Below are 24,601 nucleotides of genomic sequence, written 5' to 3'. Positions count from 1 at the left end.
TACCGAGCAGGTAGCCGATGCGGGCCGGGCCCCAGCGACGCAGGACCCGGACCTTGATGATGCGCCGCTCGGTGCGCGTCGGTGTCCGCGCCGGGTTGCGGTGCGGGCGGCTGGACCGATCGGTCATCGCCGCGGCACCGGCGAGCCGGTATCGGTCGGCCCACCGTTTGGCGGTGGTGGGCGAGACCTGGAACCGTTCGGCTGCCCGGCGCAGGGGCCAGCCGTCCTCGACGACACAACGAGCAAGCCGTAACCGGCCCAACTCCGACAATGGGGCGTTACGGTGGACCACGAAGACCTCCGATGGATGAGTGCGTTCCTACACAGCTCGCACTCCACTCGGAGGTCTTCGCCTTTGTCACCTCGACACGCCGTCACCAACGTCCATGGTCATTACAGCTAGGTGTCACTCCGCTCGCCGAGCGGCTCGTCGGGGATGCCGGCGGTGGCCTGCTCGGCGAGCTGGAGCGCGGCGGCGCGCGTCGCGGCCGCGGCGGTCTGCTCGCCGGTGATGGAGAAGCTGATGATCGCGCCCTCGTGCAGGCTGAGCAGTTGCACGGCGAGCAGATCCGGGTCCGCGGCCCCGGCCGCCGTGGCCAGCTGCCGGAAGAGGTCGCGTAACCAGGTCTTCTCCTCGACGATCACCTGTCGGCCCGGGTGATCGGGATCGGGCAGCTCGGCGAAGGCATTGATGAACCCGCACCCTCTGCTGTTGGTGGGCAGCCATTCCGGGAGGACGTCGAAGGGCACCAGTAGTCGCCGTATCGGGTCGGTCTCCGCGGCGAGGTGGGTCTCGATGCGGGCCCGCCAGCGCCGGTCGCGGTCTTGGAGATAGGTGACGAGCAGGCCGTTCTTCGATCCGAACCGGTCGTACAGCGTGCGTTTGGTGACGCCGGATTCGGCGGCGATGGTGTCGACGCCGACGGCGTGGATGCCACGCGCGTAGAAGAGCTCGCCGGCGGTGTCCAGGATACGCCGGGCACCCGGGGTCAGTTCTTCCCTGCTCGCTGTGCCGGTCATGCCCACCTCCTTGCCTTCACAGGTCTGTGTACCTATCGTAGAGGACAACGGACTTTACAGATCTGTGTAGTGGAGGTCGAGATGTCGCGCACGATCCGGGCGCTGCTGCGATTCGCCAGCGATTTCGCCATCGGGGTGCATGCCGGGCACGGCATCCGGCACGGCGTGCCGGAGCGGGACGCGCGCCGTGCCGGTCGCGCTGCCGAGCGGCGCGCAGCGGTGGCGTGGACCGCGAGCTCCCGGCCCGAATCGGGACGGCGTGGAGTTCAGGCGGCCGGCCCCGGCCCGGCTCCGGTCGGTGGCCGCATCGTCTGAGCCGCAGCGCTCGGCTGCCGCGATATCGAATGCCGCACCCTCCGTGTCGGCCGGGGCGTCCTGCGCGGAAGCGGACAGGGGCGCCGCGGCCGGGTGATACAGGTGCCGCATATCACGTGCGCAGCGGCGTCGACGGGTTGCGCACGCCAGCGGATACCCGCCACGGTCGCCGCCTCCTCGGTGGAACAGGAACCCGTGAGTCCCGTGGCGGTGCGTCCCGGTCTGGGAGCAGGTAGCGGAGGCCGCGCTGCGTGTGCTCGCGGACGAAGGCGATCGCCGGGCAGATCGCCGAGTTCGCCGCACCGGTGCACGACCGCGTCCGGGGTGCGGGGCGAAATGGAGGTCCTCCCAGCTGATCCGGGCGACCGGCGGAGTCGCGGTGTGCTTACTTGTGTGGAACTCCGGTGACCAGCCCGCCGTCCACCACGAACTCGCTGCCGGTCGCGTAGGAGGACTCGTCGCTGGCCAGGAAGAGGATGAAGGTGGCGACCTCGGCCGAATCCGCCGGGCGGCCCAGTGGGATCGTCACCAGATCGTCGGGGATGTTCTCGGTCATCGGGGTGCGGATGAGGCCGGGGTGGACCGAGTTGACCCGGATCCGATGCGGGGCCAGTTCCAGCGCGGCGGATTTCGCCAATCCGCGCACGCCCCATTTCGACGCCACGTACCCGTGCGCGAAGGGTGCGCCGCGCAAGCCCTCGACCGAGGAGACATTGATGATCGACCCGCCCCCGGCGGCGATCATGGGTTCGACGGCGGCGCGCATACCCAGGAAGGTGCCGACCAGATTGACGTCGAGAACGGCCTTGAACTTCTCCAGGGACAGCTTCTGTAGCGGAGCGCCGTTGACGATTCCGGCATTGTTCACCAGGACATCGAGCTTGCCGAATTCGGTGACGGCCGTCGCGACGGCGGTATCCCACTGCTCGGGCTCGGTGACGTCCAGCGGTACATAACGCGCGGCCGCGCCGATCTCGTCGGCCAGGGCTTTGCCCTCGTCATGGAGAACATCGCCGATGACAACCTGCGCCCCCTCGGCCACGAGCAGCTTCGCGTGGGCGGCACCCATGCCCCGCGCGCCACCACTGATCAGGGCCACTTTGCCGTCTACACGTCCCATGGCGGTGACGCTACCATGAAACTGGAACACGTTCTAGACACTGGTCCAGAGTTGTGTTCGGAGTTGGAATGCGGCGGCTGAACTGTGTTTTCGGCGCCGTGGTCCCCGTATCAAGGAGAATCAATGGCCCAACGCGTCGTCCTCGTCGGTACCGGTAACGCCGGCCGGATCGCTTTGACCCAGTTCCTCACCGACCGGCGCTTCGAGCTCGTCGGAGTCTGGGTGTCGGACCCGGGCAAGATCGGCATCGATGCGGGGGAGCTGGCCGGGCTCGGCACCCGTACCGGGATCACGGCGGTCGGCGATCTCGACGAGTTGCTCGCCACCCGCCCGGACTGCGCGGTGTACTGCGCCATGGGTGATACTCGCTTGGTCGAGGCGATGGAGGATATCCGCCGCATTCTCGCGGCCGGGGTGAACGTCGTGGGCACCGCGCCCGGGCTGCTGATGTATCCGTGGGGAACGCTGCCGTCCAAATTCTTCGCCGCAGTGGAGGCGGCCGCCGCGGCGGGCGGCGCGAGCCTTTTCGTCAACGGGGTCGACCCCGGATTCGTCAACGACCTGATCCCCTTCGCCCTGGCCTCCACCTGCCGGCAGATCGACCAGGTGCGTTGTCTGGAACTGGCGGACTACGCCACCTATGACGGCTCCACAGTCATGTTCGACGTCATGGGTTTCGGCACTCCTCTCGACCGGACGCCGATGCTGCTGCAACCGGGTGTGCTCGGTATCGCGTGGGGCGCGGGGATGCGGGCGCTCGCGGCCGGGCTCGGTGTGCAGATCGACGAGATCACCGAGACCTACGAGCGTGAGCCCGCCCCGGAGAGCTTCCGGGTCGCGGTGGGCGAGGTGCCCAAGGGTACGCAGGCCGCACTGCGGTTCGAGATCACCGGCCATGTGTCCGGCCGTCCCGCCATCGTGGTCGAGCACATCACCCGGCTGCGCGACAATCTGCGGCCGGACTGGGCGCGGCCCGCGCAGCCCGGCGGCTCCTACCGGGTGGAGATCACCGGCGAACCCTCGTACGCGGTGGACATCTGTCCGTCCAGTCGCCACGGTGACCACAACTACGCGGCGATCCTGGCCGGTGTGGGCCGGGTGGTCAACGCCATACCCGCCGTGGTGGCCGCCGAACCGGGTATCCGAACCACCGGTGACCTGCCGTTGTACACCGGCCCGGGCCTCACGGCGCTCGGCTGACCGCGAGGACCGTCCGGCGGATTCGGCGGCGATCGGGCAACCCACCTAAGCTCGGATGCCGGGGCGTACGAGCCGCCGGCTCGGCGCCGAACATCCAGGGAAGGTGCGCTGTATGTATGAGCCCGAACGGTCCGGCCATCGCGAGCCGAACCTGACCGAACTGCGCGAACGGGCCGCGCACGGCGATTCCGACGCCGTAGCGCAACTGCTGGATATCGGGGACGAACGCACCGATGCCGTGGACCTGAGCGAGTACGACCTCGGCGTGGACGCCGACCAGGGCGCCGAGGCCGACAAGTAGGACGCCGCGCGTGGCGAAGCGTCGCCGACCCGGCCGGAGCACCGATCGTACGGTGCTCCGGCCGGGTCGCTTGTAGGGTGGGTGCACATGGGAACCGCTCCGGCACTCAGACCGGAGCGAACGTCTATCCGCAGCCCGATGGCCCCGCGAACGCCCGCGCTGTGGCATCGGCTCCGTGCTCCCGGCGCCACGGTGCTGTGGCTGGCGGCGGGCCTCATCACGGCACAGATCGCGGTACGCGCGTGGGTGACCGCGAACGGATACTTCTATTGGGACGATCTGATCCTGGCCGGCCGGGCCGGGACGCTGCCGTTGCTGTCCGGTGATCTACTGCTGCACGATCACGACGGCCATTTCATGCCGCTGGCCTTCGCGGTGTCCTGGCTGGTCACCGCCGTCGCACCGCTGAACTGGGGAGTGACGGCGGCAGTGTTGCTGGCCGGCCAGCTGGCGGCCTCGCTCGCGGTGCTGCGCATGCTGCTGGTGTTGCTCGGGCGGCGCCGGGCGCTGCTGGTCCCCTTGGCGTTCTACCTGTTCTCCCCCCTGACCCTGCCCGCCTTCGCCTGGTGGTCGGCGGCGCTGAACGCGCTACCTCTCCAGTTCGCGCTCGCCTGGGTGGTGGGCGACGCGGTGCTGCTGGACCGTACCGGCCGCCGCCGGTACGCGATCTCGGGCGTTCTGGTCACGACGGTGGGCCTGCTGTTCTTCGAGAAAGCGGTCGTGGTGCCGTTCGTGGCGTTCGCCGTGGTGCTGCTGCGGCGCTACGTCGACGGGCGCCGACCGGCCGTGGCGGAGGTGCTACGCCGTGGCGCGGGCCTGTGGGCCGGGGCCGCGGCGGTCGTCGCGCTGTGGGCGGTGTTCTATCTGGCGGCCGCCGGGATCTCCAGCGGTGAGGGCGGCTCTGCCGATCTGGCCCATATGCTGCCCCGCGCGGCCTGGGCCGGAGTGGTGACCGCACTGCTGGGCGGGCCCTGGGGCTGGGAACGGTGGGTGCCGTCGGCGCCGTGGGCTGTCGCCCCCGGCTGGGCGGTCTGGGCGGCGTGGGCGCTGCTGGCCGCCGCGATACTGCTGACCGTCCGGGCCCGTCGCGTGGTCTGGCCCGTGTGGGTGGCGGCGGTGATCTATCTGCCCGCGGTACAGGTTCCGGTGGTCCTGATGCGGGCGGGGCCCAATACCGTCGACGAACTCATGATGTCGCTGCGCTATCTGGCCGATGCCGCGGTGGTCCTCACCGCCGCGGGCGCGCTGATCTTGCGGGCGTTCGTGCGTGGCCGGTCGGTGGGCGCCGTCCCGCGGGGGCATGCACCGGGAGCGGGGCGGGGCAGCCGGTGGCGCGGGCCCGTCCCGGCGACCGTCGTGGTGGCGGTGTTCGTGCTGAGCAGCCTCTGGTCCACCTGCACTTTCACCCGCAGCTGGTCGGAAGGGCCGACGAAATCGTATGTGACCACAGTGAAATCGGAACTCGTGCAGTGGGATGGGGCTCCGCTGCTCGCCCAGGAGGTGCCGTGGAACGTGCTGAATCCGACGGCCTATCCCGAGAACGAGGCGGGCCGGGTTCTCTCGTCGATCGCCCCGCCCGGCGCCTTCGCCACGGCCACCGAGCGCCTGCGCATGATCACCGACTCGGGCGAACTCACCGACGCGCGGGTCTGGTGGAACCGTGGCATCCGGCCCGGTCCGGAGCCGGGCTGCGGTTACCGGATCGGCGGCGAGCTCCCGGTCCGGGTCCCTCTCGACGGCCCCATGCTCGCGCACGAGTGGACCGCCCAGCTCAATTATTTCGCGGATCGCGACGCGACGCTCACCGTGGGCCTCGAACGCGGTGACCGGGTCGACGCGCCGGTCCGAGCCGGACTCAACACCGTCTACGTGCGGATTGTCGGCAGCGGTTCGGCACTGATCATCCGGAACCGGACACCTGGATCAGCGGTGTGCCTGGGTACCGGCCCGGTCGGCGTCGCGTCGTATTCGTAACGAGTCCCCCCGTGGTCTGCGGGCCCGGTATCCCCCACGTCGAATTCCCTGCGCGAGCGCGCCTTCCCACTCCCGGTGGTAGTGGCCGGGCGTAACGGTGGTTACGTGTCGGTAGTCGTGTGGTGTCCGGAGCCACGGGCGAGAGGCCGAGTCGAGCCGGCGTCGGCGGTGTGAGGGTTCGGGCACGGTACAGCGGTCGCGGTCGCGACTACCGGGCCCGAGGGTGAAGTGAGGCGGTGACGATGACCGAGGACGGCGCATCCGTGGACTCCGTCACCGGGGAGCTGGCCACCAGACTGGGGGCGGTCGGGGGGAATGCCGGCGAGGCCATGCGACGCGGCGTGCGGGACGCGGCCGGTGGAGCGCAGACGATCGCTCTGCTGGTGCAGGCGGACGCGGCGGCCGCGCAGCAGATCGAGCCGGCAGATACCGCCGCCCCGTCCGCGGGACCTCCGGCGCCCGCGGAGCACTCCCTTCCGGCCACGGACACTCCTGCCCCGCAGGACGCGAGTCCCCGCCGGGACGAGCCCGGCGATGCCGGTGCGTCGACCGCTCATCGGCCGGGCTCCGGGGACCGGCCGGCGGTCGGCGACTCCCCTGAGCCCACGGCACCCACGGCACCCACGGCGACCGACGGAGCGGTAGGTGACCGGTCCGCTCCGGGCCCGGCCGCGACACCACACGCCGCGGCCGAGGCGCACTCCGGTCCGGGCACCGCCACTCCGGCACCGAAACCGGTAGAGACCGCCCCGCCCCCGCCGGACCCGGGGCGGCAACCCTCGGCCCCCGCCGCGGAGGCCCCGCCCTCGGCCCCCGCCGCGGACGCCCCGCCCCCGGCCGATGCCGCGCTGCCGCCCGCCCAGCCGATCGCCGCGGCGGCCGCGCATCACACCCCGTGGACGCCCACGGCAACCGAGCAGGCCTCCGGTCCCGCGTCCGGATCCACACCGTGGAATTCGGGGACGGGATCGTCGATGCCCTTCGCGCCCGGAATGCCCGGCGGGCTCGGATCCCTCACCCCGCAGGAACGCCCACCGCGAGGCAGGGCCCCCTGGGCACGCGGCCGCGACAGCCAGGAGGAGACGGTCTTCCCCCGGCCCCGGCCCGATCGGCCGAACTCGACCAACCGCACCGAATGGGCACCGTCCTGATTCGGTACCGGATCAGGGTTGCCCGGGGAACGCGGTGGTCGCCGGGGTGATGCCGGCGGCCGCCTGCCAGACCGCCCGGCGTCCGGCCGATTCGGTGAGCGCGTCCAGGCCGGTGCGCCGGATGAGTTCGGTGCCGGCATGCTCGATCACCGCGCGCCAGGCCACGGCGGTATCGGTTTCCACCACGACGGCCAGCCGCGCGGCCGACGCCGGGTCGGTGACTTCGCCGGGCACGGTGTAGGCGGGCTCGGGAGGTGGTACCGCGGCCCCGTCACCGCTGAGGAGGTCGACGGTGCCGTCTCGGCGGGCGCGGTGCGCGGCGGTGTGCTCGTTGACCGTCCGCCGCAGCTCCGGGCCGGTATGGGCGGCGATCAGGCCGTAGGCGTAGACGGCCGCGTATTCGGCGTCGAGGGCTTCTCGCAACGCCTGCTGTTCGGTACGGCTCATACCAGCAGCACCCCCACCTGGACCGCACAGGCGGCGCTGATCGAGGCGAGCAGCCCCGCCCGGTAGCCGGACTGGGTGACGGCCAGGTCGGACGCGGCCCGCTGCGAGGCCGTCAGCTGATCGCGCAGCGCGGCGATACTCGGCGGCGCGTCCGGCGCCGGGGTCGTGGTGGGTGCCGGGGTGCGCACGGCGGGGGTCGTGCCGTCGCCGTAGACGCCGATCGCCCGATCGATCTCGGTGCGCAACGCCGCCGCGTGCGCGGTGCGTTCGGCGGCGATGACGGTGAGCGCGTCCGTGCGCTGCGGCTCGATCGCGATGGCGGCGGTGGCCGCCGCGGCATCGCTGCGCGCCGAGAATTCCTGGGCGACCAGCACATCCGGCTCGGTGATCGGATCCTCCGCGCAGGCGACCAGGGCGCCGACCGTGAACAGTCCGACCGTGCCGCCGCCCGCGACCCGTAGCGCGGTACGGCGATTCATTCGGCGGGCGCTGCCCGGCCGGTCGGGGGAGGGGCCGCGGGGACACCCGGCCGCGGGCCGGTCGGTAACGCGCTCGGTCACCGGACCATCGTGCCAGACCGGACCGCCCGGCCGGCCGCGGGCACCACCGCGCGGACTTACCGCCGACCGCTGGTCCTTTACCTTCTCCGGGCGCGTTACGCTAGGTCACCGGCACAGAACATTTCCGTCCGCGTGACAACTGAACCAGGAGCTGCCCATATGCCCATGCCGACCGAGGAGAGGGTGAGCCGGCTCGTCGCCGGACTCGTCGCCGGTCGAGGATTCGATCTCGAGGGTGTCGAGGTTTCGACCGCGGCGGGACAGACCCGGGTACGGGTTATCGTGGACAGTGACCGCAGCGCCGACCTGGACAGTATCGCCGAACTCAGCGCGCAGGTGTCGGCTTGCCTGGACGACGCGGACGACGAATTCGAGGCCGCCCGGTATCTGCTCGAGGTGACCACTCCCGGAATCGACCGCCCGCTCACCGCCCCCCGGCACTGGCGCCGGGCGCGTGGCCGGAAGGCCGAGATCACCCTGAACCCGGGCGTCGCGCCGCCGGAACCCGGCCTGCCGACGCGCTTCACCGCCCGGATCGGAGTCCTCGAGGACGACCGCATCGCGCTGGTGCTGAGTGGTAGGCCCGGACCGCGCCTGGCGAGCGTCGGTCTGTCCGATATCGCGCGCGCCGTGGTGGAGGTGGAGTTCTCCCCACCGAACGCGCGCGAACTCGAACTCGCCGGGGGCGTCGCCGCCGGCCGCCCACCCGCGGGAGCGGACGCCGCGGAGCTCACCGGAACTGCTGTCGCCGCGTCCGATTCGACCGAAGGGACCATGGAATGAACATCGAAATCGAAGCCCTGCGCGCCATCGTGGCGGATAAGGGGATCTCGATCGAAACCGTGATCTCGGCGATCGAATCCGCGCTGCTCACCGCCTACAAGCACACCGAGGGCCATCAACCCAACGCCCGGGTCGAGATCAACCAGCGCACCGGGGTCGTGCGGGTGCTGGCCACCGAACTCGACGCCGACGGCAATGTGATCTCCGAATGGGACGACACCCCCGAGGGTTTCGGCCGGATCGCCGCGACCACCGCGCGTCAGGTCGTTCTGCAGCGCTTGCGCGACGCCGAGAACGAGAAGTCGTTCGGCGAGTTCGCCACCCACGAGGGCGATATCGTCGGCGGTGTGGTGCAGCGCGACGCGCGCGCCAATGCGCGCGGCACGGTGGTGGTGCGGATCGGCAGCGAGTTGCACGGGACCGAGGGCTTGATCCCGTCCGCCGAGCAGGTGCCCGGCGAGAGCTACGAGCACGGCGACCGGATCAAGTGTTATGTGGTAGGGGTGTCGCGGGGCGCGCGTGGTCCGCAGATCACGCTGTCGCGGACCCATCCCAACCTCGTCCGGCGCCTGTTCGCGCTCGAGGTACCCGAGATCGCGGACGGGTCGGTGGAGATCGTGGCGGTGGCCCGGGAGGCCGGGCACCGATCCAAGATCGCCGTGCGCTCCACGGTCTCCGGGGTGAACGCCAAGGGGGCCTGTATCGGCCCGATGGGGCAGCGGGTGCGCAATGTGATGAGCGAACTGGCCGGCGAGAAGATCGACATCATCGATTACGCCGAGGATCCGGCCACCTTCGTGGGTAAAGCGCTCTCGCCGTCCAAGGTGGTTTCTGTCACAGTTGTGGATCCGGACGCCCGGGCCGCCCGCGTGATCGTCCCGGATTTCCAGCTCTCGTTGGCCATCGGCAAGGAGGGGCAGAACGCCCGCCTCGCGGCCCGGCTCACCGGCTGGCGGATCGATATCCGCAGTGACGCGGCCCCGGACGCGGGCGGCGCGGTGCGGACGGAGGCACATCGCCGGTGACCGATCGGCCGGAATCGGGGGCCGCGCGGCCGCCGGTCCGCGACCAGGCAACTCGCCGCGCCGACTCGCCGTGCGCGACGTCATCGGGGGCGGGGTTGGAGCCCGGCCCGCGGTCAGCGGTAGAGTGGTGTGTGGTTCGGTCCGAGTCTTCGGTTACCGCTCGCGAACGCGGTGGTGAGTCTTCGGCGCTTCGGCGCTCGGCGGCTCCGGTGCGTACGTGTATCGGTTGCCGGAAACGCGAGCCGGCCCCCGAACTGCTGCGGATCGTGGCGTGCGGGCATTCCACCGGTGACGGTGCGGATGCCGTCACGATCGTTCCCGATCCACGGCGCAGACTTTCCGGACGGGGTGCGTGGCTGCACCCCCATTCGGCTTGTCTGAGCACAGCGGTCCGGCGCCGAGCGATCGGCAGAGCACTACGAGTGTCCGGACATCTGGATATCTCAGCCGTGGAGCAACACCTCGAGAACAGGCACGAGCACTCATGAGCACACCGTGAAGTACCAACGATGAACGTCCATCGGAGTTAACCCGAGGTCGTGCGGGTCCCCGCCAGCAGGCGGGTGGCACTGCTCGACCTCTCAGTGAGGAGAGCAGTGGCAGGCAAGGCCCGCGTGCACGAGTTGGCCAAAGAACTCGGTGTCACGAGTAAAGAACTACTCGCGAAGCTCAAAGAGCAGGGCGAGTTCGTGAAGTCCGCGTCGTCGACGGTGGAGGCACCCGTCGCGCGCCGGCTCCGCGAATCGTTCGCGGCGAAATCCGCCCCGGCGAAATCCGGATCCAACGGATCCAAGACCACCGCGCGCCCCGGCCCCTCGGGCGTGGCGAAACCCGCGGCGCCCGGCCCGCGTCCCGGCCCGCGCACCCCCGCGGCCCCGAGCCCGGCCGATACCACGCCGACCGCCGAGTCCACCGTGGCTCCGGTCGCCGGTGACGCGCCCAAACCCGCGGGTCCGCGTCCCGGCCCCGCGGTGAAACCGGGTCCGGCGCCCGCCCGGGAGCCCGAGCGTCCCCAGGCGCAGGCCCCCGCCGCCAAACCGGCCACCCCCGGCGCCCGTCCGGCGGGTAACGCTCCGCGTCCCGGTCAGCCGCGTCCGGCCACCCCCGGCCAGAGCCCGGCCCGACCGGGCCCCAAACCCGGTCCCAAGACCCCGCGCGTCGGCAACAACCCGTTCTCGTCGGCTCCCGAACGTGAGCGTCCGACCCCGCGTCCGCAGCCGGGCCCCCGCCCGGCTCCGGGCCAGGGCGGCCCGCGTCCCGGTCCGGCGCAGGGTGGCCCGCGTCCGCAGGGCGGTCCCCGTCCCGGCCAGAACGCCCCGCGTCCCGGCCCCGGCGGTCCGCGTCCGGCAGCCGCTCAGGGCGGTCCCCGCCCCGGCGGTCCGCGTCCGAGCCCCAACTCCATGCCTCCGCGTCCGACCCCCGGCGCGATGCCGCAGCGTTCGGCCCGTCCGGGTCCGGCCGCCGGCGGCCGTCCGGGGCGTCCCGGTGGCGGCCCCGGTGGTGGCGGCCGTCCCGGTGGTGGCGGCGGCGGTGGCTACCGCGGTGGCGGTGGCGGTGCTCCCGCCGGCACCGGTGCTCCCGCCGGTGGTGGCGGTTTCCGCGGTCGTCCCGGTGGCGGCGGTGGCCGTCCGGGCGGTCCCGGTGGCCGTGGCGGCGCGGCCGGTGCGTTCGGTCGTCCCGGTGGCGCGCCCCGGCGTGGTCGCAAGTCGAAGCGGCAGAAGCGCCAGGAATACGATTCGATGCAGGCCCCGTCGGTCGGCGGCGTGCGGTTGCCCCGTGGCAACGGTGAGGTGATCCGCCTCGCCCGCGGCGCGTCGCTGTCCGATTTCGCGGAGAAGATCGACGCGAATCCGGCCGCCTTGGTCCAGGCCCTGTTCAACCTGGGCGAAATGGTCACCGCGACCCAGTCGGTCAACGACGAGACCCTCGAGCTGCTCGGCGGCGAGATGAACTACGTCGTGCACGTGGTCAGCCCCGAGGACGAGGACCGCGAGCTGCTGGAATCGTTCGATCTGTCCTACGGCGAGGACGAGGGCGGCGAGGAGGACCTCGAGCAGCGTCCGCCCGTGGTCACCGTCATGGGCCACGTCGATCACGGTAAGACCCGACTGCTGGACACCATCCGTAAGGCGAACGTCCGTGAGGGCGAGGCCGGCGGTATCACCCAGCACATCGGCGCCTACCAGGTGCTCACCCATCTGGGCGACGACGACCGGCTCATCACCTTCATCGACACCCCGGGTCACGAGGCGTTCACCGCCATGCGTGCCCGCGGTGCGAAGGCCACCGATATCGCGATTCTGGTGGTCGCCGCCGACGACGGCGTCATGCCGCAGACGGTGGAGGCGATCAACCACGCACAGGCGGCCGACGTGCCGATCGTGGTGGCGGTCAACAAGATCGATAAGGAAGGCGCGAACCCGGAGAAGATCCGGCAGCAGCTGACCGAGTACGGCCTGGTGGCCGAGGAGTACGGCGGCGACACCATGTTCGTCGACATCTCCGCCAAACAGGGCACCAATATCGACGCCCTGCTGGAGGCCGTGCTGCTCACCGCGGACGCCGCGCTCGACCTGCGGGCGAACCCGGAACAGGACGCCCAGGGTGTGGCCATCGAAGCGCATCTGGACCGCGGTCGCGGCCCGGTCGCCACGGTGCTCATCCAGCGCGGCACGCTGCGGGTCGGCGATTCCATCGTCGCCGGCGACGCCTACGGCCGCGTCCGCCGGATGGTCGACGAGCACGGTGCCGATGTCGAGGCGGCGCTGCCGTCGCGGCCGGTGCAGGTCGTCGGCTTCACCTCGGTGCCCGGCGCCGGTGACAACCTGCTGGTGGTGGACGAGGACCGGATCGCCCGCCAGATCGCCGACCGGCGCAACGCGCGCAAGCGCAATGCGCTGGCCGCACGCAGCCGCAAGCGCATCAGCCTGGAAGATCTGGATGCCGCGCTGAAGGAGACCAGCGAGCTCAACCTGATCCTCAAGGGTGACAACTCCGGTACCGTCGAGGCGCTGGAAGAGGCCCTGCTCGGGATCCAGGTCGACGACGAGGTGCGCCTGCGGGTCATCGACCGCGGTGTCGGTGGTGTCACCGAGACCAACGTCAACCTGGCCTCGGCGTCGAACGCGATCATCATCGGGTTCAATGTCCGGGCCGAGGGCAAGGCCACCGAGCTGGCCAACCGCGAAGGCGTGGACATCCGGTACTACTCGGTGATCTACCAGGCCATCGACGAGATCGAGAGCGCGCTCAAGGGCATGCTCAAGCCGGTCTACGAAGAGGTCGAACTCGGCCGCGCCGAGATCCGGGCGATCTTCCGGTCGTCCAAGATCGGTCTCATCGCCGGCTGCATGGTCACCTCGGGCAGTGTCAAACGCAATGCCAAGGCCCGGCTCCTCCGGGACAACGTGGTGGTCGCCGAATCCACGACGATCAACTCGTTGCGCCGGGAGAAGGACGATGCCACCGAGGTCCGCGAGGGCTTCGAATGCGGTATGACGCTGAGCTACTCCGATATCAAGGAAGGCGACATCATCGAGGCCTACGAGTTGCGCGAGAAGCCGCGCGACTGAGCTGATACGGACCGGGCGGGTTTCCACCGCCCGGTTCGGCCATCGATATCGGCACCGCGGTGCACCGGCCCCGGCGGCCGGTGCGCGCGAGGCCACAATGTCGCTATAACCGGGAGGTCGCGTGTACCTGGGTGCACTCGAATTCGACATCCTGCTGGGTGATGTGCACTCGTTGAAGGAGAAGCGTTCGGTGATCCGGCCGATTCTGGCCGAACTCCAGCGCTTCGGGGTGAGCACCGCCGAGGCGGGGGAACACGACCGATACCGCCGCACCCTGCTGGGGGTGGCGATGGTGTCGGCCGGAATGGACCATCTGACGGCCGTGCTGGATCGATGCGAACGGCATGTCGCGGCACGTCCGGAGTTACAGTTGCTGGCAGTACGCCGGCGTGTCTTCGGACCCGAGGACTGACCGGCCGCGAGTGATATCAGCGGTGGCCGCGGTCCGTGCGGTAGTTGCGCGCGGACCGTCCCACCGTCGCTGAAAAGGGAAAGGAGCGGCCATGGTGGACCAAGCCAGGGCACGCCGGCTCGCCAAGCGGATCTCCGCGATCGTGGCCACGGCAATCGAATACGAGATCAAGGATCCGCGGCTGCGTTTCGTCACCGTCACCGATGCGAAGGTGACCGGTGACCTGCGGGACGCCACGGTTTTCTACACGGTGATGGGCGAGACCGTCGACGCCGAACCCGACTACGCCGCCGCGGCCGCCGGCCTGGAGAAGGCCAAGGGGGTGCTGCGGTCGAAGGTGGGCGCGGGCACCGGGGTGAAGTTCACCCCGACGCTCGGCTTCGCGCTCGATACCGTCCCGGACGCGGCGCGGCAGATGGAGGATCTGCTGGCGCGGGCTCGGGCCGCCGACGACGAAGTCGCGCGGGTGGCCGCCGAGGCCACCCCGGCGGGCGACGCGGACCCGTACAAAACACCCCGCGACGACGACTGAGTCGCGGCCGATATGACCACAACCGGTGCCGCTGTCGATTTCACCGCGGCCGTCGGGGCGCTGGACAGTGCGCGTTCGGTGACCGTTCTGTGCCATATCCAGCCGGACGCCGACACGCTCGGCAGCGGCTTGGCACTGGCCGCGGTCCTGGATCGCCGCGGTGTGCCGGTCCGGGTGTCGTTCGCGGAGCCCACCGAACCGTCGGCCGGACTGCGGACCCTGCCGGGATTGCGGTTCCTCGTGCCGCCGGCCGAGGTGCCGGCCGAGGTGGATCTGCTGGTGACGGTGGACTGCGGCAGCGTGGGCCGACTCGGCGCACTCGCCGACCGGTTGTCCGGGGCGGCGCGCACGCTGGTGATCGACCACCATCGCTCCAACACCCGGTTCGGGGAGATCAACCTGATCGATCCCGACGCCGTGTCCACGGCGAGTGTCATCACGGCCCTGTTGGACGCGTGGGGGGAGCCGATCGACGCCGGCATCGCCCACTGCCTGTTCGCCGGGCTGGCCACCGACAGCGGGTCGTTCCGCTGGGTGACCCCCGGGACCCACGCGCTGGCCGAAAGGTTGCTGGCCACCGGGATCGACGGCGCCGCCATCACCCGTACCCTGATGGACACCCATCCGTTCGCGTGGTTGCGGATGTTGTCGACGGTGCTGGCCTCGGCGGAGCTGGATCGCGCGGCGCACGGCGGGACCGGGCTGGTCGCGGCGTTCGTCCTGGCCGCCGATCTCGCGGAGGTGCGGCAGGAAGAGGCCGAGAGTGTCGTCGATATCGTGCGCGCGACCGCGGAGGCCGGGATCGCGGCGGTGTTCAAGGAGGCCCGGCCGATCGACGCGCGGCGGCGCTGGACGGTCTCGCTGCGGTCCAAGGACGGCGGTCCCGGTACCGGCGACGGCGCCGATGTGGCCGCCGTGGCGGCGGGACTGGGTGGCGGCGGCCATCGCTACGCGGCCGGATACACGACCTACGGTGAACCGGCGGATATCCTGGCGCAGTTGCGCACCGCACTGGGCTAGCGCGCGAGCCGCTCGAGACAGTTGAGGAGGCGCCCCGCGGCGCGACCCGGGGCAGCCGGGCGCGCTCGCACGGGGCGAGTACGGACGGGAAGCCGACGATGCATACGGAGCCGACCGGGCCACCGGTCCCGGCGGTGGCGGCCGGTCCCCGGCGGATCCTGGGCCTGGCGCTGCCGACCCTGGGTGTGCTGGTGGCCGAGCCGATCTACCTGCTGTTCGATCTCGCCGTGGTGGGCCGGCTGGGGGCGCTGGCTCTCGCCGGTCTGGCGGTGGGTGGCCTGATTCTCGCCCAGGTCAGTTCGCAGCTGACCTTCCTCGCCTACGGCACGACCGCCCGGTCGGCGCGACGGCACGGCGCGGGGGACGAGCCGGGCGCGGTCGAGGAGGGTGTCCAGGCGAGCTGGCTGGCCGGCGGTATCGGGCTGATGATCGTGCTGGTGGTGCAGGTGGCCGGGGTGCCCATCGCCCGAGCGGTGGCGGGGGACGCGCAGATCGTGGCGGAGGCGCTGGCCTGGCTGCGGATCGCCCTGTTCGGGGTGCCGTTGATCTTGCTGTCCATGGCCGGGAACGGGTGGATGCGGGGGGTGCAGCAGACGCGGCGCCCCCTCACGTACGTAGTACTCGGACTGGGCTTGTCGGCGGTGCTGTGCCCGCTGCTGGTGCACGGTCTCGCCGGGTGGCCGAGGCTGGGACTGCCCGGGTCGGCGGTGGCCAATGTGGTGGGTCAGGCGGTGACGGCCGGGCTGTTCCTGGGCGCGCTGGTCCGGGCCCGGGTACCGCTCGCGCCGCGGCTGCCGGTGATGCGGGCCCAGCTGGTGCTGGGCCGTGACCTGATCGCGCGCAGTCTCGCCTTCCAGGCGTGTTTCGTATCGGCCGCCGCCGTCGCGTCCCGGTTCGGGGCGGCGTCGGTGGCGGCGCATCAGCTGGTCCTGCAGCTGTGGAACTTCCTCGCCCTCACCCTGGATTCGCTGGCCATCGCGGCGCAGACGCTGGTGGGCTCGGCGTTGGGCGCGCGGAACGCGGCCGGCGCGCGGGCCGTGGCCCGCCGGGTCACCGGCTGGTCGGAAGTGTTCGCGCTGGCCCTGGCCGCGGCCTTCGCGGCGGGCGCGGCGCTGATCCCGCCGCTGTTCACCACCGACGCCGCGGTCCTGGACCGGACCGGTGTCGTGTGGTGGTACTTCGTGGCCATGATCCCGGTGGCCGGTGTGGTCTTCGCGCTGGACGGGGTGCTGCTGGGTGCGGGGGACGCCGCGTACCTGCGTACCACCACGCTGGGGGCGGCCCTGGTCGGTTTCCTGCCGGCGATCTGGCTGTCGCTGGCCCTCGACTGGGGGATCGGCGGAATCTGGTGCGGCCTGATCGCGTTCATGCTGTTGCGGCTGGCGGCGGTGAGCGCGCGGGCGCTGTCGGGACGCTGGGTCCGTGTCGGCGCCGAAATCCCGTCGTGAGCGGGTACCACGGTGGGTGGTCCGGTACAGCGGTGCCGGGCGAAGCAGGCGATATGCGAAGGTGGGTGTGGTGATACCCAAGTTGATGGCGGTGAGCGATATCCATGTCGGTCACCAGGGCAACAAGCCGGTGGTCGAGGACATCCGTCCCGATTCCCCGGAGGACTGGCTGATCGTCGCCGGCGATGTCGCCGAACGCAGCGACGATATCCGCTGGGCGTTGAAACTGCTGCGGGAGCGGTTCGCCACCGTGATCTGGGTGCCCGGCAACCACGAACTGTGGACCACCGCCAAGGACCCGGTGCAGATGCACGGGGTGGCGCGCTACGACTACCTGGTCTCGATGTGCCGGGACCTGGACGTGCTCACTCCCGAGGATCCGTTCCCGGTGTGGACCGGCGCGGGCGCCGAGGCGCACGGCGGCGCGGTGACCATCGCGCCGCTGTTCCTGCTCTACGACTACTCGTTCCGGCCCGAGGGCGCCCGCACCAAGGCCGAGGGCCTGGCCATCGCCCGGGAGCGCAATGTCGTGGCCACCGACGAGTTCCTGCTGTCGCCGGATCCCTACCTCACCCGCGACGCCTGGTGTGAGGCCCGATTGCGCGCGACCCGGCGCAAACTCGACAATCTGCCCGAGGGCACGCCGCTGGTCCTGATCAATCATTTCCCGCTGGTGCGCGAGCCCACCGATATGCTCTGGTACCCCGAGTTCGCGCTGTGGTGCGGGACCGAGCAGACCGCCGACTGGCACACCCGTTACAACGTGCACTGCGCCGTCTACGGGCATCTGCACATTCCGCGGACCACGTTCTACGACGGGGTCCGGTTCGAGGAGGTCTCGCTGGGTTACCCGCGGGAATGGCAGAAGCGCGGTAAACCCGACAATCTGCTGCGCCAGATCCTGCCCGATCCGGAGTACGCCCCGGGCGATCTCAACGAATGGGGCGGTCATTTCCGGGTGACCCCCGAGATGGCGGCGGCCGCGGCGGAGATGCGCGCCAAGGTTCAGCAGCGGCGCGGGCTCGACTGAATGCCGGGCCGTACGCCGGAGGCCGCGGACCCGGCGACGTCGCGGGCGGGCGGCGGACGATGTGGCCGGGTACGCACCCAGTAGGCTCGGCGACGATGATCGAGACAATCCTGCCCGCCGATGTCGCCTCCGCCGAGTTGCTCGACTATCCGGAGGATCTGAAACCGTATCCCGCCGAGGAGCACCTGATCGCGAAATCGGTGGACAAGCGGCGACGTGATTTCATCGGCGCGCGGCACTGTGCCCGTCAAGCCCTGGCGCAGCTCGGCGAACCGCCGGTGGCGATCGGCAAGGGCGAGCGGGGCGCGCCGGTGTGGCCGCGCGGAATCGTGGGTAGCCTCACCCACTGCGACGGGTTCCGCGGTGCGGCGCTGGCACACAAGCTGCGCTACCGGTCGATCGGGATCGACGCCGAACCGCATGACACCCTACCCGAGGGAGTGCTCGATTCGGTGAGCCTGCCCGCCGAACGAGAATGGCTGCGCACCAGCGATTCCGCGCTGCACCTCGATCGCCTGCTGTTCTGCGCCAAGGAGGCCACCTACAAGGCGTGGTTCCCGCTCACCACCCGCTGGCTCGGATTCGAGGACGCGCACATCACCTTCACCGTGGACGAGGCCACCGACAGCACCGGATCGGGGACCTTCCGGTCGCAGCTGCTGGTGCCCGGGCAGACCGGTGACGGGGGATCGCCGCTGACCGCGTTCGACGGGCGCTGGCGGATCACCGGCGGGTTCATCGTCACCGCGATCGCGCACAGCTGATGGCGGATCTGCTGGGCGGTCTGCTGATCGTCGACAAGCCGGGTGGCCCGACCAGCCACGATATCGTGGCGAAAGCGCGGAAACTGCTGCACACCAAGAAGGTCGGGCACGCGGGCACACTCGACCCCATGGCCACCGGGGTGCTGGTGCTCGGGGTGGAGCGCGCCACCAAACTGCTGGGACTGCTCACCCTCACCACCAAGAGCTATACCGCGACCGTCCGGTTGGGCCGGTCCACCACCACCGACGACGCGGAAGGGGAGGTGCTCACCACCGCGGCGGCCGGCGGCGTCGACGATGCCGATATCGCCCGGGTCGTCGCCACACTCACCGGTGAGATCCAGCAGGTTCCCGCCACCGTGAGCGCCATCAAGGTGGGCGGGGAGCGCGCCTATGCCCGGCACCGGGCCGGTGAAGAGGTGACGCTCGCGGCGCGTCCGGTCACCGTGTCCCGGTTCGAGGTGCTGGCGCGTCGGGACCTCCCGCACGAGGGGCTTGTCGACCTGGATGTGGTGGTCGACTGCTCGTCGGGCACCTATGTGCGCGCCCTGGCCCGCGACCTGGGTGCGGCGCTCGGGGTGGGTGGCCATCTGACCGCGTTGCGGCGGACCCGGGTCGGGCCGTTCACGCTGGAACACGCGCGCACGCTGGAGGAGCTGGACGAGGACCCGGCGCCGAGCCTGGATATCGATGCCGCGGTGGAGCTGTCCTTCCCGCATCGCACGATCGACGCCGCCGAGGCGGAGAAGCTGCGGGACGGGCGCTGGCTGGAGCCGGTCGGGACGGCGGGGGTGTACGCCGCCCGCACCGCGGACGGCAAGGCCATCGCGCTGCTCCAGGAGAAGGGCAATCGCGCCGCGCCGGTGCTGGTGGTGCGCCCGCGCGGACTGATCGACTGATCGATCCGGTCAGCCGGGGATCGGTTCGGCGTATCGGCCGCGCAGCCGCTGGACCGCATCGTCCATATGGTCGCGGAGCAGCCGGTGCACGCGCGCCGGGGTCGCCGCACTGATCGCCTCGCGTAGCGCCACATGTTCCTGGGCCTGTTCCCGCAGGTCCGGATAGGTGGTCTGGAGGGCCCCGAGGCACATCCTGGTCTCGATCAGCAGGGTGCGCGCCGCCCGGACCAGGCGCGGGCTACCGGCCGCGGCCACCAGCGCCTCGTGGAACTGCCGGTCGGCGTCGGAGACACCCGCGGCGTCCCCGGCCGCGGCCCGGTCGAGCATGGCCGCGACGCTCGGCGCCAGCGCCTCGTGGGCGATATCCCGGCGGCCGTCGAGGATCAGGGTGAGGGCGCCGCCTTCGATGGCGGTGCGCGCCCGGTAGATGTCGACGACATCGGCCAGGGTCAATTCGATGACGAAGATGCCGCGGTTGCGGATGCTGTGCAGGAGTCCCTCCGACACCAGCCGCTGCATGGCCTCGCGGACCGGCCCGCGGGACACCCCGAACCGGGCGGCCAGATCCGCTTCGCCGAGCTGCTCACCCGGGCCCAGCCCGCCGCGGACGATCGCCTCGCGCAGTTTGTCCGCGATCACCTCGGCGGTGGACCGTTGATCGACCGGTTCGAAATCAATCACCGACATGAACAGACCCTTCCGCGAACAATGCGCCCAGCGACGACGATATCGGTCCGGCGCCGATCAGCCGCAATCCTTCCCAGATGGTGACCTGGTTCGCGGTGAGTACCGGTTTGCCCAGCGCTTCCTCCAGCCGCGGCAGCACCTCGAGGGTGTGCATGGCGGTATCGGGGATCAGCAGGGCTTCGGCGTCGGGATGGTCGTTGGCGACGGCGAGCTCGAGCACCTCGTCGGCGGTGAGCGTGCCTACCTCCGCGGCGGTTTCGATACCCGCGCTCCGGAACGCGACGACCGTGATCCCGGCATCGGCCAGGAAGTCGGCGAACAGTCGGGCGACCTCGTCGGGGTAGCTCGCCGCCACCGCCACCCGGCGGATGCCCAGCGCCCGGGCCGCCGAGACGAACGCGAAGCTGGTGCTGGAGGCGGGGACGCCCGCGGCTTCGGCCAGATCGCGGACCTGTTCGCGGGCCCCGTCCGGGCCGTAGACGAAACTGCCGGAGGTGCACGCCCAGACGACCGCGTCGGGCCGCTGCGGGGCCAGCTGTTCGGCTCCGTGCCGCAGTTTGTCCGGACTGCCCAGGTCCAGCAGTTCCGGGATCGCGTGCAGGTCGGTGCCGTAGATATGGGCCACCGGCAGGCGTACGCCGAGCAATGTCTCCGCGCGCGGGTAGTCGTCCTCGGCGGCGTGGTCGGGATAGATGAAACCGATCGTGGGGGCCGGCATGGGGTCTCCGTTCCTGTCTCGGGTCCGGTCGGGCGTCGGCATGGGTCAGAACACCTCGAGCAACCATCGGCCGGGGCCCATCATGGGCAGTTTCATCCGGCCGAGACAGGCCCACATGGTGAGCTGGTTGGCGGTGAGGATCGGTTTGCCCAGCGCCTTTTCCAGCGGTTCGATGATGTCGTAGGTGGGCAGGTTGGTGCAGCTCACGAAGATGGCCTCGGCCTGCGGGTCGTCGGCGCCGAGGATCCGTTCGGCGATGGTGCGGTAGTTGACCTTCCAGATACCGCCGCCCAGCCCCAGGTGTTCGGAACGGATCACCGCGCAACCGGCCTCGTCGAGGAAATCGCGCAATTTGCCGGTGAGCACTTCGTCGTAGGGAGTCATGATGGAGATCCGGCCGATATTGAGATGGCGGACGGCCTCGAGCAACGCGCCGGAGGTGGTGACGGCGTTCGCGGCTCCGGCGCGGCAGATCGTATCGCGCAGTGAGCGTTCGTAATCGATGCCCTTGATGAAACTGCCCGAGGTACACAGATAGGCGACGACCTCGGGTTCGACGTGCAGCACATTGCGCGTCGCGGCGGTGAGATGCACGGTGTCGGAGACCAGTTCGGCCATGGCCAGCGAGACCGGCACCGGTTCGTACGGTGTCCGCGCCAGGTGCAGGCTCACCTCCAGCGGCGCCCAGCGCCAGAGCTCACGCTCCAGTGCCAGGTCGAACGGCGCGATGACACCGATGCCCCGCTGCGCGACCGGGCCCTCCATATCGGGAAAATCGAACTCCACTGCGGCCCCTCTCGCACTCAGCCGGGAAGACCTCCGAGGACGATCGGATTGTTGACAATCATACGATGTGACCATACCGTGTCAATATGGAATCGGGCCCCCTCGTCACCGTTGTGCACAGTGGCCGACCGCCCGATCCGGCCCTGATGGCGCCGGTGAGTGCGCGGGCCACGGTGCGGTACACCGACTCCGCCGGATTGGCGGACGCGCTGCCCGGCGCGCAGGTGCTGTTCGTCTACGACTTCCAGACCCGTGCGCTGCCCGCCGCCTGGCCCGCCGCCGATCGGCTGCGGTGGGTGCATGTCGCCGCGACCGGAGTCGATACAGTGCTGTTCCCGGCGCTGCGCGACAGCGACGTCGTCGTCACCAACACCCGGGGTGTCTTCGACACGGCGATCGCCGAATATGTCCTCGGGCAGATCCTCGATTTCGCCAAGGACCTCACCGGCTCCACTCGTCTCCAGCAGCAACAGATCTGGCAGCATCGCGAATCCGAGCGTATCGCGGGTTCCACCGCGCTAGTCGTCGGTACCGGCGCGATCGGCCGGGCCATCGCCGGACTGCTGCGCGCCGCCGGGATGCGAGTGCGTGCGGTGGGCCGCCGGCACCGCCGCGACGATCCGGATTTCGGCGTCGTCACCCCCGACCTCCACGCCGAACTGCCCTGTGCCGACTACGTGGTGGCCATCGCCCCGCTCACCGACCGCACCCGGCGGATGTTCGACGCCCGGGCGTTCGGCGCCATGAAACCGCATGCCCGGTTCATCAATGTGGGCCGCGGCGAACTCGTGGTGACCGACGACCTCGTCGCCGCCCTCCGTTCGGGGGCCATCGCCGGCGCCGCGCTGGACGTGGTGGACCCGGAACCGCTACCGTCCGGCCATCCACTGTGGACCCTGCCCACCGCGCGGATCACACCGCACAATTCCGGTGACTTCATCGGCTGGCGTGCCGAGATGGTCTCCGCGTTCGCCACCAATTTCGACCACTGGTCGGCCGGCCGTCCGCTGGACAATGTCGTCGACAAAACGCTGGGGTACGTGCCCGGCTGAAGGAGGGCCCAGAATGAGCCACCCCGAGACCCCACGACCGACCGACCCCGTCGAGATGACCGCGGTCGAACTGGTCTCGGCCTATGCCGCCGGGATCCTCTCGCCGGTCGAAGCGACCGAGGCCGTACTCGCCGCCATCACTGCCCGCGATACCGATATCAACGCTTTCTGCCTGGTGGATCCGGACCGGGCGTTGGTACAGGCCAAGGATTCCGAGGCACGCTGGCAGTCCGGGCACGTCCGCGGATTGCTCGACGGCGTCCCGATCTCGATCAAGGACATCTTCCTCACCGAGGACTGGCCCACCCGGCGCGGCTCGCTGAGCATCGGCCCGGAGGGCCCCTGGCCCGTGGACAGCCCGGTCGCGGCGCGGGTGCGGGAGGACGGCATGGTGATGGTGGGCAAGACCACCACGCCGGAGATCGCCTGGAAGGGCGTGACGGACAGCCCGCTCACCGGGGTCACCCGCAACCCGCTCGATCCCACGCGCACCGCGGGCGGGTCTTCCGGTGGCAGCGCCGCGGCGGTGGCCGCCGGGATGGGTCCGGTCTCGGTCGGTACCGATGGCGGCGGCAGCGTGCGGATTCCGGCGGCGTTCTGCGGCATCGTCGGCTTCAAACCCACCCACGGCCGCATCCCGCTGTACCCGGCCAGCCCGTTCGGCCCGCTGGCCCACGGCGGACCGCTGACCCGCACGGTCGAGGACGCGGCCCTGCTTCTCGATATCCTCTCCCTGCCCGACCCCCGCGACCCCACCGCGCTCGCGCCCACGCTGACCACCTTCCGCGGCCAGATCCAGCGCGATGTCCGCGGCGTGACCGCCGCGTATTCGCCCACGCTGGGTTATGTGCGGCCCGATCCGGAGGTCGAGGCGATCGTGTCCGCGGCCGTGGACGCGCTGGAGACCGCCGGGCTGCGGGTATCGGCCGCCGACCCCGGTTTCGCCGACCCGCGCGACGCCTTCGACGTGATGTGGGCCGCGGGCGCCGCGGCCATGCTGGCGACCTTCCCGGAGGGTGCGCGCGAGAATGCCGACCCCGGCCTGCGGCGGATCTGGGAATACGGTGAAACCCTCACCGCGACCGACTATCTCGACGCCCGCGCGGTGGCCGCCCAGGTGGCGATCACCATGGGGACCTTCCACACCGCCTACGATATCCTCCTCACCCCCACGGTGCCGATCACGGCGTTCGAAGCCGGCCACGATGTGCCGCCCGGCAGCGAGATGTCGGACTGGCCGGATTGGACGCCCTACACCTATCCGTTCAATCTCACCCAGCAGCCCGCGCTCAGTATTCCGGCCGGGCGGACGAGCGCCGGTTTGCCCGTCGGGTTGCAGATCGTGGGGCCCCGGCACTCCGACGATCTGGTGCTGGCGATCGGACGGTTCGCGGAGGCGGTACTGGCCGGCCGCTGAGCTGTGTTCATCGGCGCCGCGGGGTCGAGGCCCCAGAAGGTCCCGTCGTTCAGACCTCGAGACTCGCGCTTCGCGCATGCGATGTGCGGTGGGCCTTCCATAGAGTGCGACCGTTGAGCACCTTCGGTCAAACGCGGGACGGGCCTCAACCCTTCGAGGGCCTCGCTGAACTCGGCACCGAGAAGAGTGCCGCTGCTGGTGAAGACGATCAGAGGCGAGGCGGGCCCGGGCGGTCGAGTCGGCATCCGACCCGGACGTCGAAGGCCGACGCAACCCGCATGTGTCGAGTTTTACGAGACACCTCAAAGGGTTGAGGCCCGTCTCGCCGTTTCGGCCTCGAAGCGCATGCGGCGAAGCCGCGAGTCTCG

The 24,601-nt window shown here is 70.6% G+C and carries 26 protein-coding genes; 18 read left to right on the top strand and 8 right to left on the bottom strand.

The window, feature by feature from the left end; genetic code table 11:
* Together ABZV91_RS28405 and ABZV91_RS28400 are read right to left on the bottom strand one after the other, a co-directional pair.
* A partial coding sequence (locus ABZV91_RS28405) for a leucine zipper domain-containing protein (protein ID WP_355248091.1) occupies positions 1-292 on the bottom strand: 292 nt, incomplete at its 3' end.
* Between the two features lie 107 nt (positions 293-399).
* The gene (locus ABZV91_RS28400) at positions 400-1,020 is read right to left on the bottom strand and encodes a TetR/AcrR family transcriptional regulator (RefSeq protein WP_355248088.1); all 621 of its coding nucleotides are present in this window, start codon (positions 1,018-1,020) and stop codon (positions 400-402) included.
* A gap of 81 nt (positions 1,021-1,101) precedes the next feature.
* On the opposite strand from ABZV91_RS28400, the gene ABZV91_RS28395 reads away from it, so the two are divergent.
* Positions 1,102-1,335, top strand: coding sequence for a hypothetical protein (locus ABZV91_RS28395; RefSeq protein ID WP_355248085.1), 234 nt, complete (start codon positions 1,102-1,104; stop codon positions 1,333-1,335).
* Positions 1,336-1,720: 385 nt separating this feature from the next.
* On the opposite strand, the gene ABZV91_RS28390 is transcribed toward ABZV91_RS28395, so the two are convergent.
* A complete protein-coding gene (locus ABZV91_RS28390; RefSeq protein WP_355248082.1) occupies positions 1,721-2,455 on the bottom strand; it encodes a glucose 1-dehydrogenase in 735 nt (244 codons plus the stop codon).
* A 123-nt stretch (positions 2,456-2,578) separates the two neighbouring features.
* Here ABZV91_RS28390 and ABZV91_RS28385 point away from each other — a divergent pair, with 123 nt between their 5' ends.
* The 4 genes from ABZV91_RS28385 to ABZV91_RS28370 all read left to right on the top strand — a co-directional run bounded on the left by ABZV91_RS28385 (position 2,579) and on the right by ABZV91_RS28370 (position 7,081).
* Positions 2,579-3,655: a diacylglycerol kinase gene (locus ABZV91_RS28385; protein ID WP_355248079.1), complete on the top strand. Its 1,077-nt coding sequence runs from the start codon at positions 2,579-2,581 to the stop codon at positions 3,653-3,655.
* A 112-nt stretch (positions 3,656-3,767) separates the two neighbouring features.
* The gene (locus ABZV91_RS28380; protein WP_355248076.1) at positions 3,768-3,956 is read left to right on the top strand and encodes a hypothetical protein; all 189 of its coding nucleotides are present in this window, start codon (positions 3,768-3,770) and stop codon (positions 3,954-3,956) included.
* Positions 3,957-4,094: 138 nt separating this feature from the next.
* Positions 4,095-5,930: a hypothetical protein gene (locus tag ABZV91_RS28375; RefSeq protein ID WP_355248073.1), complete on the top strand. Its 1,836-nt coding sequence runs from the start codon at positions 4,095-4,097 to the stop codon at positions 5,928-5,930.
* Positions 5,931-6,172: 242 nt separating this feature from the next.
* Positions 6,173-7,081, top strand: a complete 909-nt coding sequence (locus ABZV91_RS28370) for a hypothetical protein (RefSeq protein WP_355248070.1) — start codon at positions 6,173-6,175, stop codon at positions 7,079-7,081.
* Positions 7,082-7,093: 12 nt separating this feature from the next.
* On the opposite strand, the gene ABZV91_RS28365 is transcribed toward ABZV91_RS28370, so the two are convergent.
* Positions 7,094-7,528 (bottom strand): ferritin-like domain-containing protein, encoded by a 435-nt coding sequence (locus ABZV91_RS28365; RefSeq protein ID WP_355248067.1) that lies wholly within the window; start codon positions 7,526-7,528, stop codon positions 7,094-7,096.
* Positions 7,525-8,088, bottom strand: coding sequence for a hypothetical protein (locus ABZV91_RS28360; RefSeq protein WP_355248065.1), 564 nt, complete (start codon positions 8,086-8,088; stop codon positions 7,525-7,527). The genes ABZV91_RS28365 and ABZV91_RS28360 overlap by 4 nt, the downstream gene beginning before the upstream one ends.
* A gap of 159 nt (positions 8,089-8,247) precedes the next feature.
* Here ABZV91_RS28360 and rimP point away from each other — a divergent pair, with 159 nt between their 5' ends.
* The 11 genes from rimP (at position 8,248) to truB (ending at position 19,573) form a co-directional block, all read left to right on the top strand.
* Positions 8,248-8,871 (top strand): ribosome maturation factor RimP, encoded by a 624-nt coding sequence (rimP, locus tag ABZV91_RS28355; RefSeq protein ID WP_355248062.1) that lies wholly within the window; start codon positions 8,248-8,250, stop codon positions 8,869-8,871.
* Positions 8,868-9,896, top strand: a complete 1,029-nt coding sequence (nusA, locus tag ABZV91_RS28350; RefSeq protein WP_355248059.1) for a transcription termination factor NusA — start codon at positions 8,868-8,870, stop codon at positions 9,894-9,896. The genes rimP and nusA overlap by 4 nt, the downstream gene beginning before the upstream one ends.
* A gap of 209 nt (positions 9,897-10,105) precedes the next feature.
* Positions 10,106-10,384 (top strand): YlxR family protein, encoded by a 279-nt coding sequence (locus ABZV91_RS28345; protein ID WP_355248056.1) that lies wholly within the window; start codon positions 10,106-10,108, stop codon positions 10,382-10,384.
* Positions 10,385-10,492: 108 nt separating this feature from the next.
* A complete protein-coding gene (gene infB, locus ABZV91_RS28340) occupies positions 10,493-13,468 on the top strand; it encodes a translation initiation factor IF-2 (protein WP_355248053.1) in 2,976 nt (991 codons plus the stop codon).
* Between the two features lie 121 nt (positions 13,469-13,589).
* Complete coding sequence (locus tag ABZV91_RS28335) at positions 13,590-13,880, top strand: DUF503 domain-containing protein (RefSeq protein ID WP_030521718.1); 291 nt, start codon at positions 13,590-13,592, stop codon at positions 13,878-13,880.
* Between the two features lie 91 nt (positions 13,881-13,971).
* A complete protein-coding gene (gene rbfA, locus ABZV91_RS28330; RefSeq protein ID WP_355248049.1) occupies positions 13,972-14,412 on the top strand; it encodes a 30S ribosome-binding factor RbfA in 441 nt (146 codons plus the stop codon).
* A gap of 12 nt (positions 14,413-14,424) precedes the next feature.
* The gene (locus ABZV91_RS28325; RefSeq protein ID WP_355248046.1) at positions 14,425-15,432 is read left to right on the top strand and encodes a bifunctional oligoribonuclease/PAP phosphatase NrnA; all 1,008 of its coding nucleotides are present in this window, start codon (positions 14,425-14,427) and stop codon (positions 15,430-15,432) included.
* A gap of 98 nt (positions 15,433-15,530) precedes the next feature.
* On the top strand, positions 15,531-16,880 hold the full coding sequence (locus ABZV91_RS28320) for an MATE family efflux transporter (protein ID WP_355248043.1): 1,350 nt from the start codon (positions 15,531-15,533) through the stop codon (positions 16,878-16,880).
* A gap of 70 nt (positions 16,881-16,950) precedes the next feature.
* Positions 16,951-17,910 (top strand): metallophosphoesterase, encoded by a 960-nt coding sequence (locus ABZV91_RS28315; protein WP_355248040.1) that lies wholly within the window; start codon positions 16,951-16,953, stop codon positions 17,908-17,910.
* Positions 17,911-18,005: 95 nt separating this feature from the next.
* Complete coding sequence (gene npt, locus ABZV91_RS28310) at positions 18,006-18,674, top strand: 4'-phosphopantetheinyl transferase Npt (RefSeq protein ID WP_355248037.1); 669 nt, start codon at positions 18,006-18,008, stop codon at positions 18,672-18,674.
* Positions 18,674-19,573 carry a tRNA pseudouridine(55) synthase TruB gene (gene truB / locus ABZV91_RS28305; RefSeq protein WP_355248034.1) on the top strand — a complete coding sequence of 300 codons (900 nt, stop codon included), beginning with the start codon at positions 18,674-18,676 and terminating at the stop codon, positions 19,571-19,573. The genes npt and truB overlap by 1 nt, the downstream gene beginning before the upstream one ends.
* 9 nt (positions 19,574-19,582) lie before the next feature.
* Here the strand turns inward: truB and ABZV91_RS28300 are convergent, their stop codons facing one another.
* From ABZV91_RS28300 to ABZV91_RS28290, 3 genes are read right to left on the bottom strand one after another with little or no spacing between them, the layout of a single operon-like run.
* Positions 19,583-20,260, bottom strand: coding sequence for a GntR family transcriptional regulator (locus ABZV91_RS28300; protein ID WP_039825795.1), 678 nt, complete (start codon positions 20,258-20,260; stop codon positions 19,583-19,585).
* Positions 20,247-20,978 carry a maleate cis-trans isomerase gene (locus ABZV91_RS28295; RefSeq protein WP_355248031.1) on the bottom strand — a complete coding sequence of 244 codons (732 nt, stop codon included), beginning with the start codon at positions 20,976-20,978 and terminating at the stop codon, positions 20,247-20,249. Before ABZV91_RS28295 ends, ABZV91_RS28300 begins: the two co-directional genes overlap by 14 nt.
* A gap of 45 nt (positions 20,979-21,023) precedes the next feature.
* Positions 21,024-21,743 carry an Asp/Glu/hydantoin racemase gene (locus ABZV91_RS28290; protein ID WP_355248094.1) on the bottom strand — a complete coding sequence of 240 codons (720 nt, stop codon included), beginning with the start codon at positions 21,741-21,743 and terminating at the stop codon, positions 21,024-21,026.
* Between the two features lie 107 nt (positions 21,744-21,850).
* Between ABZV91_RS28290 and ABZV91_RS28285 the strand changes: the two genes are divergently transcribed.
* Positions 21,851-22,816 carry a D-2-hydroxyacid dehydrogenase gene (locus ABZV91_RS28285; protein ID WP_355248029.1) on the top strand — a complete coding sequence of 322 codons (966 nt, stop codon included), beginning with the start codon at positions 21,851-21,853 and terminating at the stop codon, positions 22,814-22,816.
* 13 nt (positions 22,817-22,829) lie between these two features.
* Entirely contained in the window at positions 22,830-24,233 is a 1,404-nt protein-coding gene (locus ABZV91_RS28280) for an amidase (protein WP_355248026.1), read from the top strand.
* The last annotated feature ends 368 nt before the right edge of the window (positions 24,234-24,601 follow it).

The sequence above is a fragment of the Nocardia sp. NPDC004568 genome (assembly GCF_040609955.1).
In the GTDB taxonomy this organism is placed as follows: Bacteria; Actinomycetota; Actinomycetes; order Mycobacteriales; family Mycobacteriaceae; genus Nocardia.
This window is presented reverse-complemented; position numbering and strand designations above follow the sequence as displayed.

Bases quoted from the DNA above. Each gene is read 5' to 3' on its own strand.
- ABZV91_RS28400 (WP_355248088.1), bottom strand. From the start codon at position 1,020: ATGACCGGCACAGCGAGCAGGGAAGAACTGACCCCGGGTGCCCGGCGT.
- ABZV91_RS28395 (WP_355248085.1), top strand. From the start codon at position 1,102: ATGTCGCGCACGATCCGGGCGCTGCTGCGATTCGCCAGCGATTTCGCC.
- ABZV91_RS28390 (WP_355248082.1), bottom strand. From the start codon at position 2,455: ATGGGACGTGTAGACGGCAAAGTGGCCCTGATCAGTGGTGGCGCGCGG.
- ABZV91_RS28385 (WP_355248079.1), top strand. From the start codon at position 2,579: ATGGCCCAACGCGTCGTCCTCGTCGGTACCGGTAACGCCGGCCGGATC.
- ABZV91_RS28380 (WP_355248076.1), top strand. From the start codon at position 3,768: ATGTATGAGCCCGAACGGTCCGGCCATCGCGAGCCGAACCTGACCGAA.
- ABZV91_RS28375 (WP_355248073.1), top strand. From the start codon at position 4,095: ATGGCCCCGCGAACGCCCGCGCTGTGGCATCGGCTCCGTGCTCCCGGC.
- ABZV91_RS28370 (WP_355248070.1), top strand. From the start codon at position 6,173: ATGACCGAGGACGGCGCATCCGTGGACTCCGTCACCGGGGAGCTGGCC.
- ABZV91_RS28365 (WP_355248067.1), bottom strand. From the start codon at position 7,528: ATGAGCCGTACCGAACAGCAGGCGTTGCGAGAAGCCCTCGACGCCGAA.
- rimP (WP_355248062.1), top strand. From the start codon at position 8,248: ATGCCCATGCCGACCGAGGAGAGGGTGAGCCGGCTCGTCGCCGGACTC.
- nusA (WP_355248059.1), top strand. From the start codon at position 8,868: ATGAACATCGAAATCGAAGCCCTGCGCGCCATCGTGGCGGATAAGGGG.
- rbfA (WP_355248049.1), top strand. From the start codon at position 13,972: ATGGTGGACCAAGCCAGGGCACGCCGGCTCGCCAAGCGGATCTCCGCG.
- ABZV91_RS28325 (WP_355248046.1), top strand. From the start codon at position 14,425: ATGACCACAACCGGTGCCGCTGTCGATTTCACCGCGGCCGTCGGGGCG.
- ABZV91_RS28320 (WP_355248043.1), top strand. From the start codon at position 15,531: ATGCATACGGAGCCGACCGGGCCACCGGTCCCGGCGGTGGCGGCCGGT.
- npt (WP_355248037.1), top strand. From the start codon at position 18,006: ATGATCGAGACAATCCTGCCCGCCGATGTCGCCTCCGCCGAGTTGCTC.
- truB (WP_355248034.1), top strand. From the start codon at position 18,674: ATGGCGGATCTGCTGGGCGGTCTGCTGATCGTCGACAAGCCGGGTGGC.
- ABZV91_RS28300 (WP_039825795.1), bottom strand. From the start codon at position 20,260: ATGTCGGTGATTGATTTCGAACCGGTCGATCAACGGTCCACCGCCGAG.
- ABZV91_RS28295 (WP_355248031.1), bottom strand. From the start codon at position 20,978: ATGCCGGCCCCCACGATCGGTTTCATCTATCCCGACCACGCCGCCGAG.
- ABZV91_RS28290 (WP_355248094.1), bottom strand. From the start codon at position 21,743: ATGGAGGGCCCGGTCGCGCAGCGGGGCATCGGTGTCATCGCGCCGTTC.
- ABZV91_RS28285 (WP_355248029.1), top strand. From the start codon at position 21,851: ATGGAATCGGGCCCCCTCGTCACCGTTGTGCACAGTGGCCGACCGCCC.
- ABZV91_RS28280 (WP_355248026.1), top strand. From the start codon at position 22,830: ATGAGCCACCCCGAGACCCCACGACCGACCGACCCCGTCGAGATGACC.